The sequence below is a fragment of the Microbispora bryophytorum genome (genome assembly GCF_043197435.1).
In the GTDB taxonomy this organism is placed as follows: domain Bacteria; phylum Actinomycetota; class Actinomycetes; order Streptosporangiales; family Streptosporangiaceae; genus Microbispora; species Microbispora bryophytorum.
Window position 1 is genome coordinate 310,825 of sequence record NZ_JBICTF010000003.1, and the last position, 16,430, is coordinate 327,254.

The following is a 16,430-nucleotide window of genomic DNA, read 5'->3' on the forward strand; positions in this document are numbered from 1 at the left end:
GCGGGCGTCCTTCAGCGGGCGTCGAGGAACGCGAGCACCGCGAGCACGCGGCGATGGTCGTCCTCCGTCTCCGGCAGCCGCAGCCTCGACATGATGCTGCGCACGTGCTTTTCGACCGTGCCCTCCGTGATCCAGAGCTTGTGCGCGATTCCGGCGTTCGAGCGGCCCTCCGCCATGAGGGAGAGCACCTCGCGCTCACGCTGGGTGAGCAGCTCCAGCGGATCCTGCCGTCGGCGGGTGCTGAACAGCTCGGCCACAAGGCTGGGGTCCACGACCGATCCGCCGTGGACGATGCGTTCGAGCGTCTCCACGAAGTCGGACACCGCGGTCACCCGGCTCTTGAGCAGGTAGCCGACCCGGTGCCCGGTGGCGAGCAACTCCATCGCCTGATCGACCTCGACGTGCGCCGACAGCAGCAGGATGCCCACCTCGGGGAGCTCCGTGCGGATGACCTTGGCCGCCTCGACGCCCTCCGTCGCGTGCCCGGGAGGCATCCGGATGTCGACGACAGCCAGGTCGGGACGGTGTTCCCGCACGAGGGCGAGCAGTTCGGCCGCGTTCCCCGCCTGGCCGGCGACCTCGAACCCCGAGCGCTCCAGCAGGCTGGCCAGCCCCTCACGCAGCAGGATGTCGTCGTCCGCCAGCACCACTCGGGTCGGAGTCTCGTTCACCGCTCTTGCCGCCTTCGTAGCATGCCGGTCCGGCGCGGCGGGCGACGGCGTTGACCTGGGCTTTCCCCCGTACCTCTACCGGTCCTGTGAGAGTAGTGTGGCCTTGTGCGCGCGCGGTTGCTGTCGTTGCTGCTACGCGCGGGCCGCCCGCCCCTCCTGTGGGGCATCCTGACGGGCGCCGCATGCGTAGCAGCCGAGACGTTCATAGCCTTTGCACTGGCGCAGGTGGCGCCCCGCAACGCCCTGCACGCAGTCTATCTGGTCGGCGTTCTCGTGGTCGCGTTCCTCTGGGGCATGAGACTCGGCGTGATCACCGCCCTGGCCAGCGCCCTGGTCTACGACTTCTTCCAGGTCCCGCCCGTCCACGTGGTCAGCATCTTCAGCACGTGGACATGGGTGCCGCTGGTGATCTTCCTGGTCGTCGGGCTGCTGGTCAGCGCCGCCGCCGCGCTGATGCGAACGTTGGTCGTCGAGGCGGAGGAACGCCGCCGCGAGGCCGACCTCAGCGCCAGGACGGCCCGCCTCCTCCTGCGTGCCGAACACCTGCGCGCGGCGCTGCCGGTCGTGGCCCGGCGCCTGGCGCAGGGACTCGGCCTGCCGTATTTGGATATCGCCCTCGGGCCGGTCGGCGATGACCCGCGGCACTGCACTCTGCCGCTGACCGACGACGGCGCCCGGATCGGCACGCTCGTCATGCCCGCCGGCCTGCCGGCGGGCATGACGCGCCGCCTGCGGGAGCGCGTGGTGCCCTCGCTGGAAGCGGTGCTGATGGCGGCGCGCGACCGCGAGGCCATCAGCACCGCCCTGGCGGCGAGCAGGGACGAGCTCGCCAGGATCGCCGATGAGCAGGCCGCCCTGCGGCGGGTCGCCACGTCGGTCGCTCGCGGGGTCTCGCCGACGGAGATCTTCGGCGTGGTCGCTCGTGAGATGGGTCTGATCGTGAAGGCGGACCACACGGCGATCGAACGCTACGAGCCAGACCGGACCGTCGTCCTGATGAGCTCCTGGAGTGCGTCGAGCGGCGGATCACCGTCGCCGGTGGGCTCACGCCGGCGCCTCAGAGAGGAAGGCCTGTCCGCCCTCGTCCTGCGGACGGGACAGCCGGGAAGGATCGCGGCGGACGAGAGCACGGCAGGGGAGCTGGGCAGGTGGGCCAGGGATGAGGAGAACGGCATCGCGGTCGGCAGCCCTATCGCCGTCGGGGGGCGCCTGTGGGGCGTGATGATCGCCTTCTTCAGGGGGCTGGAGCGGCAGCCGGAGGGTGTGGAGGAACGCATGCGGGTCTTCACCGAACTCGTCGTAACGGCGATATCCAACGCCCAGGCCCGTGACGAGCTCGCCGCCTCACGCGCCCGCGTGGTCGCCACCTCGGACGAGACCAGGCACCGGATCGAGCGCGACCTGCACGACGGGGCCCAGCAGCGCCTTGTCTCCCTGGGGTTGGAGCTGCGGACGGCGGAGACCGCCGTGCCGCCCGGACTGCCGGAGCTCAAGGAACAGCTGTCCCACACGGCCGAGGGCCTGATGCTGGTGCTGGAGGACCTGCGCGAGCTGTCGCGCGGCATCCACCCGGCGATCCTGTCCAAGGGCGGGCTCGGGCCCGCTCTGAAGATGCTCGCGCGCCGCTCGGCCGTCCCCGTCGAGCTGGACGTACGGGTCGACGGCCGCCTGCCGGAGCGGGTCGAGGTGGCGGTCTACTACATCGTGTCCGAGTCGCTGACGAACGTGGCCAAGCACGCGCGGGCCTCGACGGTGCGCGTCAAGGTCGACGCGGCGGGCGACGCGGCGACAGTCGCGATCCGCGACGACGGGGTGGGAGGCGCGAATCCGGGCAAGGGGTCCGGTCTCATCGGTCTCATCGACCGGGTCCAGGCGCTCGACGGCACGATCGAGGTCGCCAGCCCGCCCGGCCGGGGCACCACCGTGACGGCGGTCATCCCCGTCGGGAACCGCTGACGGCGCGGCCACGATCTTCTGCCGGTACGCCTGCCGGGAACCGCTGACGGCGCGGCCACGATCTTCTGCCGGTACGCCTGCCGGGAACCGGCGCATCAGGACACGATGTCCCGGCGCCGGAAGCGGCGGAAGGCCAGGGCGACGAGGACCGCCGAGTAGGTCACGGAGATCGCCACGCCCTTCACCATGCCGCTGTAGTCGGGCTCCGGCGCGAGCGCGTCGAGCCACGCGGAGTTCCAGAACGTGGGGAGGAACTCGCGAAGCGAGCCCAGCGCCTCGACCGCCTGCAGGATGCTGCTGACGATCACCAGGCCGACCCCGCCGCCGACCGCGCCGAGCGGGGAGTCGGTGCCGACCGACAGCAGGAAGGCGACCGCGGCGACCACGAGCTGGCTGACGAGGGCATAGCCGATGACGACGGCGAATTTGGGCAGTACGTCGGCGGCGGGGATCACCTCGCCGGTCCCTGGCACGGTGATGTCGTTCCATCCGAAGGCCAGCGTGCCGGCGAGCAGGGCCATCAGCGGAAGCACCGTCACCGCGGCGGCCGAATAGGCCAGCGCCACCACCAGCTTCTGGCGCAGCAGCCGGTCGCGGGGAACCGGAGCGGCGAGCAGGTAGCGCAGCGACGACCAGCTCGCCTCGCTGGCCACCGTGTCACCGCAGAACAGCGCCACGGCGACGACCAGCAGGAAGTTGGCCGACACCGACAGGGCGAACGCGGCGAAGTTGAGCCCGCCCGCCGTGGCCAGATCCGACAGCCGCAGACTGCCCTGCCCCCGCCCGGCCGGCCCGAACTGGAACGCCACCACGAGCACCCACGGCAGGGCGAGCAGCACGGCGAACATCGCCATGGTCCGGCGCCGCCGCAGCTGCCGCACGAACTCCACCCGCAGCGGCAGCGTGCGTCCCGGAGCGTAACCGGGCGCCCGGCCCCTGGCGGCGTCACCAGGCGTGCCCGGCTCGTCCTGGCCGACCGGCGTGGCCTGCCCGCCGTCGTGGATGTGCCCGGTCAGGTCCGGGGCCGGTCGCTTCGCCGGGCTCAACGGCTGTCTCCGATCAGGTCGAGGAACACGTCCTCCAGGCGGGGGCCGGCGCCGTTGGCGGCCGGCGCGGTGGCGAGCAGGTCGCCGACCGGCCCGGCCGACACCAGACGCCCGCGGTGCATGACGACCACGTGGGTGCAGGCCTGCTCGACCTCGGCGAGCATGTGGCTGGAGACGATGACGGTGCGCCCCCGCTCGGCGTACGCCTTGAGCACCCGGCGCATCTCGGCGATCTGCGGCGGGTCGAGGCCGTTGGTCGGCTCGTCCAGCACGAGCAGGTCGGGAAGGCCGAGCATGGCCTGCGCGATGGCGAGGCGCTGGCGCATGCCCTGGGAGTAGGTGCGCACCGCGCGCTCCAGGGCCCCGCCGAGCCCGGCGATCTCCAGCGCCTCCTCCATGTGGGCGTCCTGCGGCGGTCGCCCCGTGGCCTGCCAGTACAGCTCCAGGTTGGCCCGGCCGGACAGGTGCGGCAGGAACCCCGGCCCCTCGACGAAGGACCCGAGCCGCGACAACACCGGAGCCCCCGGCCGCACACGGCTGCCGAAGATCCGGATCTCGCCCTCGTCGGGGTGGATGAGACCCATCAGCATGCGCATGGTGGTGGTCTTGCCCGCTCCGTTCGGCCCGAGCAGGCCGAGCACCTGGCCCTTCTCGACCCGGAACGACAGACCGTCGACCGCCTTCTCGCCGTTGCGGTAGCGCTTGCCCAGCCCGCTGATGACCAAGGGCACATCGGCCGACTCGGGGTCCACCGCCGGGTCGCCCGCGTCCCTGCCGCGCCTGGCCCCGCCGGTCAGCAGGAGCACGATCGCGACCACGATCGCGGCGAGCGGCATGGCCCACGTCCACCATGCCGGGCCGGTGGCGGGCGTCCGCAGCGCCGCGTCCCCGGGCAGCTCCAGCGTGGGGGACTCCAGCGCGACCCGGTAGACGGCGGGGGCCGCGGGCGTCGCGTAGCCGAGATCGGTGGTCGACACGACCAGCCGCATCCTGTGCCCGGCGTCGAAGCGCCTGTCGATGGCCGGAAGCGTCACGGTGACCGGCGTGCCCGCCTCGCTCGCGGTGACCCGCAGCGGAGAGACGAGGCTCGACGGGAGCACCGGAAGCGACCCTCCGGAGACGTCGTAGAGCTTGGCGAACAGCGTGGCCTCACCCGTGCCGAACACCCTGATCGTGACGGTCGGGCTGCCGGTGACCTGCGCGGGCCTGGACAGCGGGGCGGACTCGAAGGCGGCCGCCTGGCCCGGCATGTCCAGCGCGATCGACGCGCCGCCGCCGTTTCCGCCGAGCAGTCCGCCGAGGCCGGGAACCGCCGAGATCGACGACGGCGACCCGCCCGCCGGGTTGGCGATCGGCTGCTGGGGGCCGTCGAGCGCGACCGTGGTGCGCTCCCCGCCCGGCAGCCCGGGGTAGCGGTCGGCGGTGGCGTGCAGGAGCACGGGCCGGCGCGTGCCCGGGTCCCGGCCGCCGTCCCTGGTCACGGTGAACGCGGCCGGGTCGTCCTCGCCGGCGGAGGACCCCTTGAGGTAGCGGTCGAACCAGCCGGTCGTACGGTCCGACAGCCAGTCCGCCTCGCCGTCGCCGCCGTCGTGGCCGCCGTTGAACCAGGCGACATCGACCGGAGCGCCGGTGGCGGCGATGGCCCGGGCGTTGGCGTCGGCGTGTGAGAGCGGGAACAGCGAGTCGCGCTGGCCCTGGATCAGCAGCGTGGGCACCTTGATCCGGCCGGGCACCGAGATCGGGCTCGACCGCCGCAGGAGGTCGACCGCGTCCTTGGTGGCCCGGCCGGTTTCGGCCACCTTCTGGTACATCTCGCAGATCTGCGGCAGGAACCGTCCGCACTGGACCTGCTCCGTTCCGGGGATCCGCCCGGTCTGCCCGCCCTTGGAGGCGTCGCCGCCAGAGCCCGCGGCCGCGCCGGTGAGGCCGGCCAGGCCGCCCGCGCCGAGGCCGCCGTCCGGGGCCAGGCGATCGGCGGCGGAGCTGAAGAAGATGCCGGCCCACATCTTCTTGAAGACACCGTTGAGCGGGCCCTTGCCCGAGGCGTCGGGGAAGAGCGCGTCGGCGAGGTCGTACCAGGTGATCTGGGGGACGATCGCGTCGACCCGGCTGTCGTAGGCTGCGGCCATCAGCGCGATCGCCCCGCCGTACGAGCCGCCGGCGATCCCGACGCGCGGGTCGCCCGGCGCGTCGAGCCGCACTTCGGGGCGCTCGGCCAGCCAGTCGATCAGCTCCCGCACGTCCTTGACCTCGTAGTCGGGGGAGTTGAGCGCGATCTGCCCGGTCGAGCGGCCGAACCCGCGGGCCGACCAGGTCAGCACGGCGTAGCCCTGCTCGGCGAGCCGTGTCGCCTGATCGCGCATGCTCTCCTTGCTGCCGCCGAATCCGTGGGCGAGCAGCACGGCCGGAGCCCGGCCGCCGGAGGCCGGGGGATAGAAGGTGGCGTCGAGATCGACGTGCTGGTCGCCGGCCGGTCCGTCCACGACGGGGATGACCAGGTCACGTCCCTTCACCACGGGGCCGGAGGGCCACAGAGCCCACGCCACGCCTCCGGCCATCAGGATGACCAGCGTGACTACGATCGCGAGGGCACGCCGCCCACCCGGAAACGCCATGTCGCGATGCTACTTGTCTCTGCTGAGAGACCGCTGAGGAGCCGCCGCGCCTGTGGATAACCGTCGCGTCGGAGGGCGCCGACCTGGTCCACGCACGAATCGTGATGATGCATCGGGGTAAACCCCGATTGCGCCCCACCATAGGGAACGGCATCATTTCGCGCGTGAATGGAACGCCGCTCAAGCAGATCCCCGCTCGCCTGATCGAGTGGGCTCTTCCGTACTGGACGCGGGGGGAGGCGGGCAGGCAGACGCCGCAGGACCTTTTCCGGGTGCTCTACCTGGGCTGGCTCGCGGCGTTCGTCCTCAAGGTGCTCGGGTCGAGCTGGGACGTCTCGTGGCACTTCAAGTGGCTGCGCGACGACCTGGCCCCGCCGCACCTGCTCAACACGGTCGGCACGGTGATCGCCGTGGCGCTGACCATCGTGCACTGGTACACCGGCTACGGCGTGGACCGCACGTCCTCCCGCCTGATCGTGTGGGGCACCGGGGTCTTCCTCATCGCGATCCCGCTCGACCTGATCAACCACCGGGTCAACGGGATCGACATCACCGCGTGGAGCCCCTCTCACGCGCTGCTGTACATCGGCACCGCACTGATGCTCGTCGGCGTGACCCGCGGCTGGTACCTCGGCTCGGGCCGTTACGCCGAGATCACCCGCGGCCGGCGCGCGCTGGTGCTGGGCGGCCTGTTCGCGTTCCTCCTGGAGAACGTGCACTTCCCCGAGCTGCAGCAGGAGTACGGCGTGCTGGAGCTGGCCTCCTGGGATCGCGGGCAGCCGTACGCCGAGCCGACGCTGCTCGAGTTCGCGGCCAACCAGATGGGCCAGGCCGTCGACCGCGCCATGGTGCTCAAGTTCTCGCTGCCGATCCCCGACGTCGTCTACGCCCTGTACGCGGGCGTCGCGGGCGTCGCGGGCGTCGCGGTCCTGATCTTCGCCCGCGTCATGGTCGGCCGCCGCTACACCGCCACCGCGATCGCCGGGGCGTATGTGGCCTACCGGTGCCTGATCTGGCCGCTGCTCGTCGGCGGCGGCTTCCCGCCGTCGGCCGTCCCGTTCTTCCTCCTGCTCGCCGGACTCGCCGTCGACCTGGCATTCCTGGTGCCGATCAAGCAACTGCGGCCGCTCATGGGCGCGGTGCTCGCCACCGCAGGGGTGTACGGAGGGCTGCTGGCGCAGGACCGGGTGCTCGAAGCCCCGCCGTACGCGCCGCAGGCCTGGCCGGTGGCGCTCGCCGCGCTGGTCGTCGTGTGGTACGCGGTGGAGTGGTTCACCGGCCGCAGGGGGCTGACGGCCGCCGCCGCGGAGGACAGGATCGCCATGGAGACACGGACCGCGGAGACGGAGGGCACGGCCGAGCACGGCACGTCGCGCGACGCCGGCTCGGATGCTGGGTCTGAGGCGGCGTCTGGGGCGGCGTCTGGGGCGGCGTCCGCGCCCACCGCCGTGTCCGAGGCGGCGTCTGGGGCGGGGTCCGAGACGGGGTCCGGGGCGGCGTCCGAGGTGACCCCCGCGCCCGCCGCCGTGTCCAAGCCGAGGCCCTGACGGCCCATACCCGCGCGCACACGCCTGTCCTGAGCCGCCCCCCGCCGGGGGCGGCTCTCGGCGTCTCGGAGGCGGACCGGGCCGGGCTGGGCCGTGGGTCAGGCGACTGGGGTCTTGGTCAGGCGACCGGGGTCTTGGTCAGTGCGACCGCGACGCCGTACGCGAGGCCCATCACGGTGAGTTCCAGGGCCGCCCAGGCGGCGAACGCGGCCGGGGCCTGACGCGTGACCGCCGGCAGCAGCCGCCAGCGGATGTTGCCCCCCAGCAGCGCGATCACTCCGGTGAACACGGCCTTGGCGACCACGAGCCGGCCGTACCCGGTCGTGAACAGCGACGCGGGAAAGCTCTCGCCGGGCGCGAGCAGCAGCTCCACCAGGCCGTTGAAGATTCCGGACAGCCCCACGACGACCAGCGCGTACGTCGCCAGCCGGGAGAACCGGGGCAGCGTGCGCGCGAGCAGGTCGCGATGACGCGGCAGCAGGACGGCGAGCGCGACCAGGCCGCCCACCCAGGCGCAGGCCCCGATGACGTGCAGCTCCATCGAGACCATGCTGAGGTCGTGCCAGTACCAGTTCGAGGCGTGGCCGGTGACCGGGAGCGGCAGCAGTCCGAACCCGGCGACGAGCACCCGCAGCTCGGCCGGCACCTTCTCGCCGAACCGGACCGCCAGCATCCCCACGGCGGCGCTGGCCAGGGCGCACGACGCGCTCACGATCATGCCCTGCCCCGCGCCGATGCCGTCGACGTACGCCGCGACGTCCGGAAACGCGCCCGGGGTGACCTCGGCGGCGCTGAGGACGGCCGACACCAGCGCCGCCGCGCACCAGACCAGTGAGAACATCACGGCCCAGTGCCGGGCTCTGGCGGCGATCGGCTCGGTCCGGTCCGGGTCGTCGAAGCCGAGGAGCTTGGGGAGCAGGCTGAGACCGATGGTCGCGGTGGCGGCCAGGTCGAGCACGAGCCGGACGACCGGCAGTCCGTACTCCACGATCGTGCCCGGCATGGGAAGCCCGGGCACCGTCGCGGGCAGCGTGAGCCAGGTCGCGATCACGACCGCGAGCAGGGCGGCGGCGGTCAGCCCCGCCACCGGGATCCGGGCGCGGGCGTGCTCGGACCCCGAGCCGGAGCGGCCCGCCGAGACGCGTGGTTCCGAGGTCGTGGTCACGCGGCGCCGCCCGAGGCGGTGGAGGTTCCTGCGCCGGTCCCGGCGGTGGTGGAGCGTTCGGTCGCCGTGCCTTCGGCGGGGGAGTCCGCCTCCGGGGGAGCCGGTGGCGGCCCCTCGCGCAGGCGCCGGTCGTGTCGCACGAGCACGCGGGCGCACAGCGCCAGCAGAGCGGCGGTGATGGCCAGCAGCCCCCAGACCCAGCTTCCGCCGCCCTGACCGGCCGTCCCCACGCCGGTCGTCGAAGCGCCGGGGTTCGCCGTGCCGGGGTTCGCTGTGCCGGGGTTCGCTGTGCCGGGGTTCGCCGCGCCGGGCGCGGGGGTGGCCGTCGGGGCGGCGATCGCCCCGGCCGCCGCGCCCCCGCCGGTCACGGTGAATCTCACCGCGCCGGTGACCGGGTGGCCGTCGTTCGACACGATCCGGTAGCCGATCGCGTACGCACCCGCGGGGGTGCCCGTCCGTACGCCGATGGAGACCTTCCCGCCGTCCACCGTGATCTCGCCCTGCTCGTAGTGGGCGCCGTCCGGCCCGGTGACGGCGAGCCGCGCGAAGTCGCGGCGTACGGCCTGGTCGAAGGTGAGCGTCACGGAGGCGGGCATGGCGCTGAGGACCGCGCCGTCCTTGGGGTCGCTGGCGACGAGCACGTCGTGGGCCCGCGCGGGCGTCGCGACCAGCATCACCGAGAGAAGGGCCAGCAGCGGCACGGCGAGCATCCGCAGACGGCCACGTGGCACGGCAAACAACCGTAAACGGCCACGCGGCACGGCAAACAACCGTAAACGGCCACGCGGCACGGCGAGCATCCGCAGACGGCCACGCGGCACGGCGAGCAGCCGTGAACGGTCACGTGCCACGGCGGTGATCCGTTGACGGTCATGTGGCACGGCGGGCATCCGTGGCCGGTTATACGGCGGGACGGTGCGCGCGGCCGCCGAGGACGGGGCGGTCCGTCCGGTTGTTCGCCGGCCTCCCCGCGTGGTCGGGGCGTCGTTGCACATCCGGGCGACCTGCTCCACCTGCCTTGCCTTCCTTTTGCCGGCGCCGACCCAGCCATGGTCCCATTGATCGCGCCCCGCGCATGCCGCGCGGCCGGCCGGCGACGGTTGCGGACGGTGCCGTGGTGATCGGTTCCGGTGATCTGCCGGGCGGCGTACGCATTCTGCTGATTGGGTGGACTGCGGGCCGAATCCGGCATGACGCCACCGCGCGAAGGAGGGCGCATTGACCCCCCAGCCGACCGTAGGCGGATCCGAGTGGAGTGAGGCGCACGCACGGCGCTCGCCGTGGCCGACGATCATCGTCATCTACCTCGCCGGCGTCGTGGCGGCGATGAGCTACGGCAAGTTCGCCGCGGTCGGGCCGTCCATGGCCGACGAGCTCGGGCTGTCGCTGTCGCAACTGGGCTGGGCGATCTCGGCGGTGGTCGGGGTGGGCGCGGTCGCCGGGCTGCCCGCCGGCTATCTGGTCCGCCGGTCCGGTGCGGGCAGGTCGCTCGTCGCCGGCCTGGCGCTGCTGGTGGCGGCGAGCGCGCTGAGCGCGGCAGCGGGGAGCTTCGCCTGGTTGCTGGCCGCCCGCGTCGCCGAGGGCGTCGGCTATCTCGTGGTCACCATCGCCTGTCCGGCGCTGATCCTCCACCTCGCCGAGGAACGGGATCGGGGGGTCGCCCTGTCGGCGTGGGCGACGTTCGTCCCGGTGGGCATCGGCGTGAGCACCCTCGTGGGCGGCGCCGCCGGCGAGGCCCTCGGCTGGCGCGGCTGGGTGCTGACGATCGCGGGGCTGACGCTGCTGATGACGGTGGCCGTCCGGGTGCGGCTGCCGCGGACGTCCGCCTCCGGCGCGGTCGCCGGGCCCGTGCCCGGTGTGCGGGCGCTTGCGTGGCCCGCGCTGCTCACCGTGTGTTTCTGCCTGATGGTGCTGGTGACGATGCCGGTGGTCGTGCTGCTGCCCACGCTCCTGATCGACGAGCACGCGAGCTCCGCCGGCGCCGCGGGGGCCCTGACCTCCGTGATCTCGTTCGCCGGTGTTCTCGGCGGGTTGTCGGTGGGCGTCCTGCTCCGGCGGGCTGTGCCGCTCGCCGTGCTCGCCGTGTCAGGGCTGGTGGTCGTGCCGGCCGCCTGGCTCGTCTACGGCGCCGGCGGTCCGCTGGCCGCCGCGGTGACCGGCGCGGGGATCGTCTCCCTGGAGAACGGGGTTCTGGGCGCCTTCGCCTTCGCCACCCTTCCCTTCGCACTGGAGCGACTCGACCACGCCGACGTGGGCACCGGGATGGTGGCCCAGATGGGCAGCGTGGGCGCGCTCCTCGGCCCCCCGCTGTTCGGCCTCGTCGCCGGGGCCTCCGGATTCGGTGCCGTCGTGCCGGTCATCGCCGCCGGCATGCTGGTCTCGGTCGGCGGGCTGCTGCTGGTGAGCAGGAACGTCGCCCGCCGCTCCCGGGGCCTGAGCGCGGACGGATGAGCCCGCCGGTGCGTCGTGCGGCCGACGCGGCGATCTTTCACCCGGCGGTCAAGGCCGGCTTGATCAAGTAAGCAGCCAGCCGTACAGCCAGGCGAGGAACGCGAGGCCGGTCAGGACGGGGACGATCCGGGCGGCGGCGGCGTTCAGCCGGAACGCCTCGACGATCGACAGCCCGGTGGAGACCAGGGCCAGCAGGCCATACCAGGCCAGGGCGTGCGGCACCCCGATCGCGAGCGTGGTCCAGTCCTGGATCGCCGACAGGCTGAGGGCCGACAGCGCGCACAGCGCGACGCCCGCCAGGCCCGCGATCGCGCTTAGCCCGCCGCGCCTGCGCAGCAGGGAGATCAGCCCCGCGACGAGCTGGACGGCCGAGACGAGCAGGAAGGCCGCGGGGACGGCCAGCGGGATCGGCGACTGGGACAGCCGGTAGGCCGACGAGGTGAGCAGCAGGCCGCCCGGACGCACGATGGGGTACGGCGCGGCGCCGGGGTCGCACGCGCGGGCCGTCGCGGCCGGGTCGTCGAGGAACGCGGCGATCGTCTGGCGGCTGCAGGCGCTCGACAGGAAGACGGCGTGCCCGACCCCGGCGAACTCGGCGAATTTGGCGCCCGGCACGGCCGACACCGCCTGCCGCGCGTCCTCCGGCGGGGTGGTGGGGTCGTACTGGCCGCCGAGGACCAGGATCGGCGGCGTCGCCCCCTCAGACGACTCCTCTTCCGACGTCGCCCCGTCGGACGTCGCCCCGTCGGACGTCGCCCCGTCGGACGTCGCACCATCGGACGTCGCCTCCTTCGACGACGCCCCCTCGATCGACGTGCCGTCCGACGAGGCCGTGGTGACCGACGCGCCCGGGGCCAGCAGGTCGGGCTCGGGCCGCGCGGCGGGCAGATCCCAGGCGTCGCAGACCGCCGCGTCGACGACGCCCGTGAACAGCCTGGGGCTCCGCGAGTCGGGGAAGGAGTTGTACGGCGTCTGGTCCTGGCACTGGACGGCGTAGTACAGACCCCACTCGTGTGAGGTCAGCCCGTCGCCGGCGGCGTCAACCAGGGGTTGCAGCAGTTCGGTGCGCCCGGAGGCCAGCCCGTCCACGAGGGCCGGCACGATCGGGATCACGTCGGTCTCGTGCAGCGCCTCGCCGAGGATCGTCGCCGCGTCGTCCCCGTTGAGCTGCACCGTCAGTCGCTGGCGGGTGAGCGGGTCCCTGGTCTCGTACGCCGCGGGGTGCGCGTTGAGCGCCTTCACCATGGCGTCGAACCGCGCGGCGATCCCCAGCTTGGTCATCGTCGCCGTGAGCGCGGCGGACGACTCGTCGTACCAGCGGGCGCCCGCGGGAAGCAGCGAGTCGAGCACGACCCCGCGGGTGCCCAGCGGGTCGCGCGCCGCCGCCAGCAGCATCGGGCGGGTGGAGTAGCTGACGCCGAACAAATACCACCGCTGGTAGCCGAGCGCGGCCCGCAGGTCCACGATGTCGGACGCGATCTCGGCGGTCCGGTAGCCGCGCAGGTCGACGTGCTCGCCCTCAAGGCGCGACTGGCAGGCCAGCGCCTGCCGGACGAGCGGGGCGGTCTCGGCCGACGCGGGCCCGGGCGTGCGCAAGGTGTCCACGACCCCCCGGACGATCTCGGGGCAGCTCAGTCTGGGCTCGGAGTAGCGCCCGCCGCGCTGTTCGAGGACGACCACGTCGCGGCCGGGGAACATCTGGGAGAGGAACCCGGTGAGCTGGAGCGAGGCCGACCCCGGCCCGCCGCTCATGTAGACGACCGGGTCGGCCGCCTGTGCTGAGGCTTGCGGCGCCCGGTGCACGGCGTAGCCGACCTTGATGGTCCTGCTGTTGGGGACGTCACGCCGCTCGGGAGCCAGGAGGTAACCACAGGTCGTGCCGGACGGCACGGCGACCGGGCAGGGATGCTCCTCGACAGGTGGCCCTTCCGCCACCCCGGCCGCCCGCCTGCCGGGAACCGCCGACGCCGGGGCGGCCATCTCGTGCTCCGCCCCCCGCGCCGTCCCGGCCTGCGCCGTTCCGCCCCGCGCCGTCTCACCAAGCACGGTGCCGGACCAGACAGTGCCGGCCCAGCCGGCCCGCACCGTTTCGGCCCGCACCGTTTCGGCCCCATGGCGGGCCGGCGCCGCGAGGGCCGCCGTCCCGGAACCTCCCAGAAGCATGAGCGCCGCGGCGAATGCCGTGACGGCCGCTCCACGCGAACTCCGCAACCGTCAGCCCCGTCCCGCGAACCCGGCGATATCCGCAGAAACCTTAGCGTGTTCGTCGGTCATCCCGCCCCCATTCGTCCACGCGCTCCCATTTTGGACGATCATGAGGCGGTTCCGGTTTCACCGAGGCCGTGCGGTGCTCTCCCGGACCACCAGGTCGGTGGACAGCTCGACGCGGCGCGCCTCGGTGTTCTCGCCCCGGCCCATGGCCAGCACCATCCGCGCGGCCAGCGCGGCCATCTCCTCCAGGGGCTGGCGCACGGTGGTCAGCGGCGGCCACGCGGACCTGGACAGCGGCAGGTCGTCGAAGCCGACCACGCTGAGGTCCTCGGGCACCCGCAGGCCCCGCTGCCGGGCCGCCTCGAACACGCCGAACGCCTGCATGTCGCTGCCGGCGAAGATGGCGGTCGGGGGCTTGTCCAGCGAGAGCAGCGCGTGGCCGGCGTCGTGGCCCGAGTTGACCAGGAAGTCGCCGTAGCGGATGAGCTCGGGGTCGATGGACACCCCGGCGGTCTCCAGGGCTGCGCGGTAACCGTCGATCCTGGCCCGGCTGCACAGCATGTCCGGCGGACCGCCGATCATGCCGATCCGGGAGTGACCGAGGTCGAGAAGGTGGCGCGTGGCCGCGAGGCCGCCGTGCCAGTTGGTCGCGCCGACCGACGCCACGCCGGGCGGCGGCTCGCCCTCGGGGTCGACGACGACGAACGGGATCGATCGGGCGCTGAGCTGGCCCTGCTGGCGCACCGAGAGCCGGGAGCTGACGATGATCACACCGTCCGTGCGCCGCGCCGCGATGCGCTCCAGCCAGTCACGGCCGGGACCCGCGTGCGTGTGCAGTACGGAGATCACCACGCTGGCGGCGGCCTCGTGCGCCGCCTGCTCGGCCCCGCGCACCAATTCCATGGCCCACGGGCTCTCGATCTCGGCGAACACCAGGTCCAGTAAACCGACCGGGCCGTCGCCCTGCCCCGTCCTGCGCTGGTATCCGTGCTTCTGCAGGAGGCGCTCCACCCGCTGACGGGTCTCCGGCGCGACCTCGGGACGGCCGTTGATCACCTTGGACACGGTCGGAACGGAGACTCCGGCCTCCTCCGCTATCTGGGCGATGGTCACCCGCCTCTTCACTGGCATGATGCAGATCGTAGCCGAAACTTTCGGGAGACCCGAACCGGTTCCCCCTGATGAGACGCGTGACCGCCGTGATCAAGCCTGGAGCGCCCTTGACGCTCAACCTTAGCTTTACTTATTCTCCGGACCACGAAACATTCGGATGCTAGCCGAAACTTTCAGTACGACTGTCAACAGTGGGTAGCGGAGGAGAAGGCGGGGTCGTCGCTCTCCGGTCACGCCGCCGGTTTCGAGGAGTGAGGAGAATCGATGACGCTGCTGCGCGTGTCAGGATCTCGGCTGGTCGACGAGGCGGGCGAGCCGGTGAGGCTGCGGGGGGTCGGTCTGGGCGGCTGGCTCAACATGGAGAACTTCATCACCGGTTACCCCGCCGACGAGTCCTCGATGCGTGCCGCGGTGCGGGAGGTGCTGGGCGAGGAACGCTACGAGATGTTCTTCGACCGCTTCTTGACCTCGTTCTTTACCGAGGCCGACGCCGACCTCCTGCGGGACGTCGGCGTCAACTGCGTGCGGATCCCGGTGAACTACCGCCACTTCGAGGCGGACGATCGGCCGATGGAGATCGGCGAACGCGGCTTCCGCCATCTCGATCGCGTGATCGGGATGCTGGGCGAGCGCGGCGTCTACAGCGTCATCGACCTGCACGCGCTCCCGGGGGCGCAGAACCAGCACTGGCACTCCGACAATCGCACCCACGTCGCCTCCTTCTGGGAGCACCGGCACTTCCAGGACCGCGCGGTTCACCTGTGGGAGGCGCTGGCCGACCACTACAAGGACAACCCGTGGGTGGCGGGCTACAACCCCATCAACGAGCCGGCCGACCCCAGCGGCCGGGTGGTCGGGCCCTTCTACGACCGTCTGGTCAAGGCGCTGCGCGCGGTGGACCCCGCCCACGTGCTGTTCCTCGACGGCAACACCTACTCCACCGACTTCTCGGTCTTCCACGAGGTCTACGAGAACACGGTGTTCGTCTGCCACGACTACGCGCTGGCCGGGTTCGCCCACGGCGGCCCCTACCCGGGCTTCACCAGGGGCGAGTGGTGCGACCGCGACGAGCTGGAGCGCGCCTTCGCCCGCCGCACCGCCTTCCAGCGGGAGACCGGTACGCCGATCTGGGTCGGCGAGTTCGGGCCCGTCTACACCGGCGACCCCTCGGTGGACGAGCAGCGCTACCAGATCCTGCGCGACCAACTGGAAATCTTCGACGGGTGCGACGCCGGCTGGTCCATCTGGACCTACAAGGACGTCGGCCTGCAGGGCCTGGTCTGCGCGGGCGGCTCCTTCATGGAGCGGTTCGGGCCGTTCATCGCGAAGAAGAAGCGGCTCGGCGCCGACCGGTGGGGCTCGACGATGGAGGAGACCGCGAGTGAGCTCGCGCCGCTGCACCGGCTGATCGACACGGAGTTCGCCTCCTGGGACCCGTACCCCTGGGGCGCCCGCTACCAGACCGACGACCTCATCCGGCACATCCTGATCGCCCAGGCGCTGCTGCCGGAGTACGCCGAGCTGTTCCGGGGGCTGGACGACGACGAGCTGCTCGCGCTCGCCGACTCCTTCGCCCTGTCCACCTGCACCCGGCGCGAGCCTCTGATCCGGCTTCTCGCCGACAACCTGACCGCGCGCTAGCGCGGCACGAGGAG

Annotated in this window: 11 protein-coding genes; 4 read left to right on the top strand and 7 right to left on the bottom strand. The window is 72.6% G+C overall.

Annotated elements, in window-relative coordinates:
- Positions 1 to 11: 11 nt before the first annotated feature.
- Complete coding sequence (locus ACGFIB_RS10850) at positions 12 to 671, bottom strand: response regulator transcription factor (protein WP_142571817.1); 660 nt, start codon at positions 669 to 671, stop codon at positions 12 to 14.
- A 105-nt stretch (positions 672 to 776) separates the two neighbouring features.
- On the opposite strand from ACGFIB_RS10850, the gene ACGFIB_RS10855 reads away from it, so the two are divergent.
- On the top strand, positions 777 to 2,627 hold the full coding sequence (locus ACGFIB_RS10855) for a sensor histidine kinase (RefSeq protein ID WP_357257009.1): 1,851 nt from the start codon (positions 777 to 779) through the stop codon (positions 2,625 to 2,627).
- A 95-nt stretch (positions 2,628 to 2,722) separates the two neighbouring features.
- Here the strand turns inward: ACGFIB_RS10855 and ACGFIB_RS10860 are convergent, their stop codons facing one another.
- Both ACGFIB_RS10860 and ACGFIB_RS10865 read right to left on the bottom strand, forming a co-directional pair.
- On the bottom strand, positions 2,723 to 3,673 hold the full coding sequence (locus ACGFIB_RS10860; protein WP_357257005.1) for an ABC transporter permease: 951 nt from the start codon (positions 3,671 to 3,673) through the stop codon (positions 2,723 to 2,725).
- Positions 3,670 to 6,288, bottom strand: a complete 2,619-nt coding sequence (locus tag ACGFIB_RS10865) for a CocE/NonD family hydrolase (protein ID WP_393370553.1) — start codon at positions 6,286 to 6,288, stop codon at positions 3,670 to 3,672. The genes ACGFIB_RS10860 and ACGFIB_RS10865 overlap by 4 nt, the downstream gene beginning before the upstream one ends.
- Before the next feature lie 164 nt (positions 6,289 to 6,452).
- On the opposite strand from ACGFIB_RS10865, the gene ACGFIB_RS10870 reads away from it, so the two are divergent.
- Positions 6,453 to 7,835: a hypothetical protein gene (locus ACGFIB_RS10870; RefSeq protein WP_393370556.1), complete on the top strand. Its 1,383-nt coding sequence runs from the start codon at positions 6,453 to 6,455 to the stop codon at positions 7,833 to 7,835.
- Positions 7,836 to 7,953: 118 nt separating this feature from the next.
- Here ACGFIB_RS10870 and ACGFIB_RS10875 read toward each other — a convergent pair whose 3' ends face one another.
- Together ACGFIB_RS10875 and ACGFIB_RS10880 are read right to left on the bottom strand one after the other, a co-directional pair.
- Entirely contained in the window at positions 7,954 to 9,000 is a 1,047-nt protein-coding gene (locus ACGFIB_RS10875; RefSeq protein WP_229689809.1) for a copper resistance D family protein, read from the bottom strand.
- A complete protein-coding gene (locus ACGFIB_RS10880; protein ID WP_393370558.1) occupies positions 8,997 to 9,731 on the bottom strand; it encodes a copper resistance CopC family protein in 735 nt (244 codons plus the stop codon). Before ACGFIB_RS10880 ends, ACGFIB_RS10875 begins: the two co-directional genes overlap by 4 nt.
- Before the next feature lie 487 nt (positions 9,732 to 10,218).
- Between ACGFIB_RS10880 and ACGFIB_RS10885 the strand changes: the two genes are divergently transcribed.
- Complete coding sequence (locus tag ACGFIB_RS10885) at positions 10,219 to 11,451, top strand: MFS transporter (protein ID WP_357242295.1); 1,233 nt, start codon at positions 10,219 to 10,221, stop codon at positions 11,449 to 11,451.
- A 63-nt stretch (positions 11,452 to 11,514) separates the two neighbouring features.
- On the opposite strand, the gene ACGFIB_RS10890 is transcribed toward ACGFIB_RS10885, so the two are convergent.
- Both ACGFIB_RS10890 and ACGFIB_RS10895 read right to left on the bottom strand, forming a co-directional pair.
- Entirely contained in the window at positions 11,515 to 13,551 is a 2,037-nt protein-coding gene (locus ACGFIB_RS10890; RefSeq protein WP_393370561.1) for an alpha/beta fold hydrolase, read from the bottom strand.
- 231 nt (positions 13,552 to 13,782) lie between these two features.
- Complete coding sequence (locus ACGFIB_RS10895; RefSeq protein WP_142571810.1) at positions 13,783 to 14,793, bottom strand: LacI family DNA-binding transcriptional regulator; 1,011 nt, start codon at positions 14,791 to 14,793, stop codon at positions 13,783 to 13,785.
- Positions 14,794 to 15,039: 246 nt separating this feature from the next.
- Here ACGFIB_RS10895 and ACGFIB_RS10900 point away from each other — a divergent pair, with 246 nt between their 5' ends.
- Positions 15,040 to 16,416, top strand: a complete 1,377-nt coding sequence (locus ACGFIB_RS10900) for a glycoside hydrolase family 5 protein (RefSeq protein WP_393370565.1) — start codon at positions 15,040 to 15,042, stop codon at positions 16,414 to 16,416.
- Positions 16,417 to 16,430: the final 14 nt, after the last annotated feature.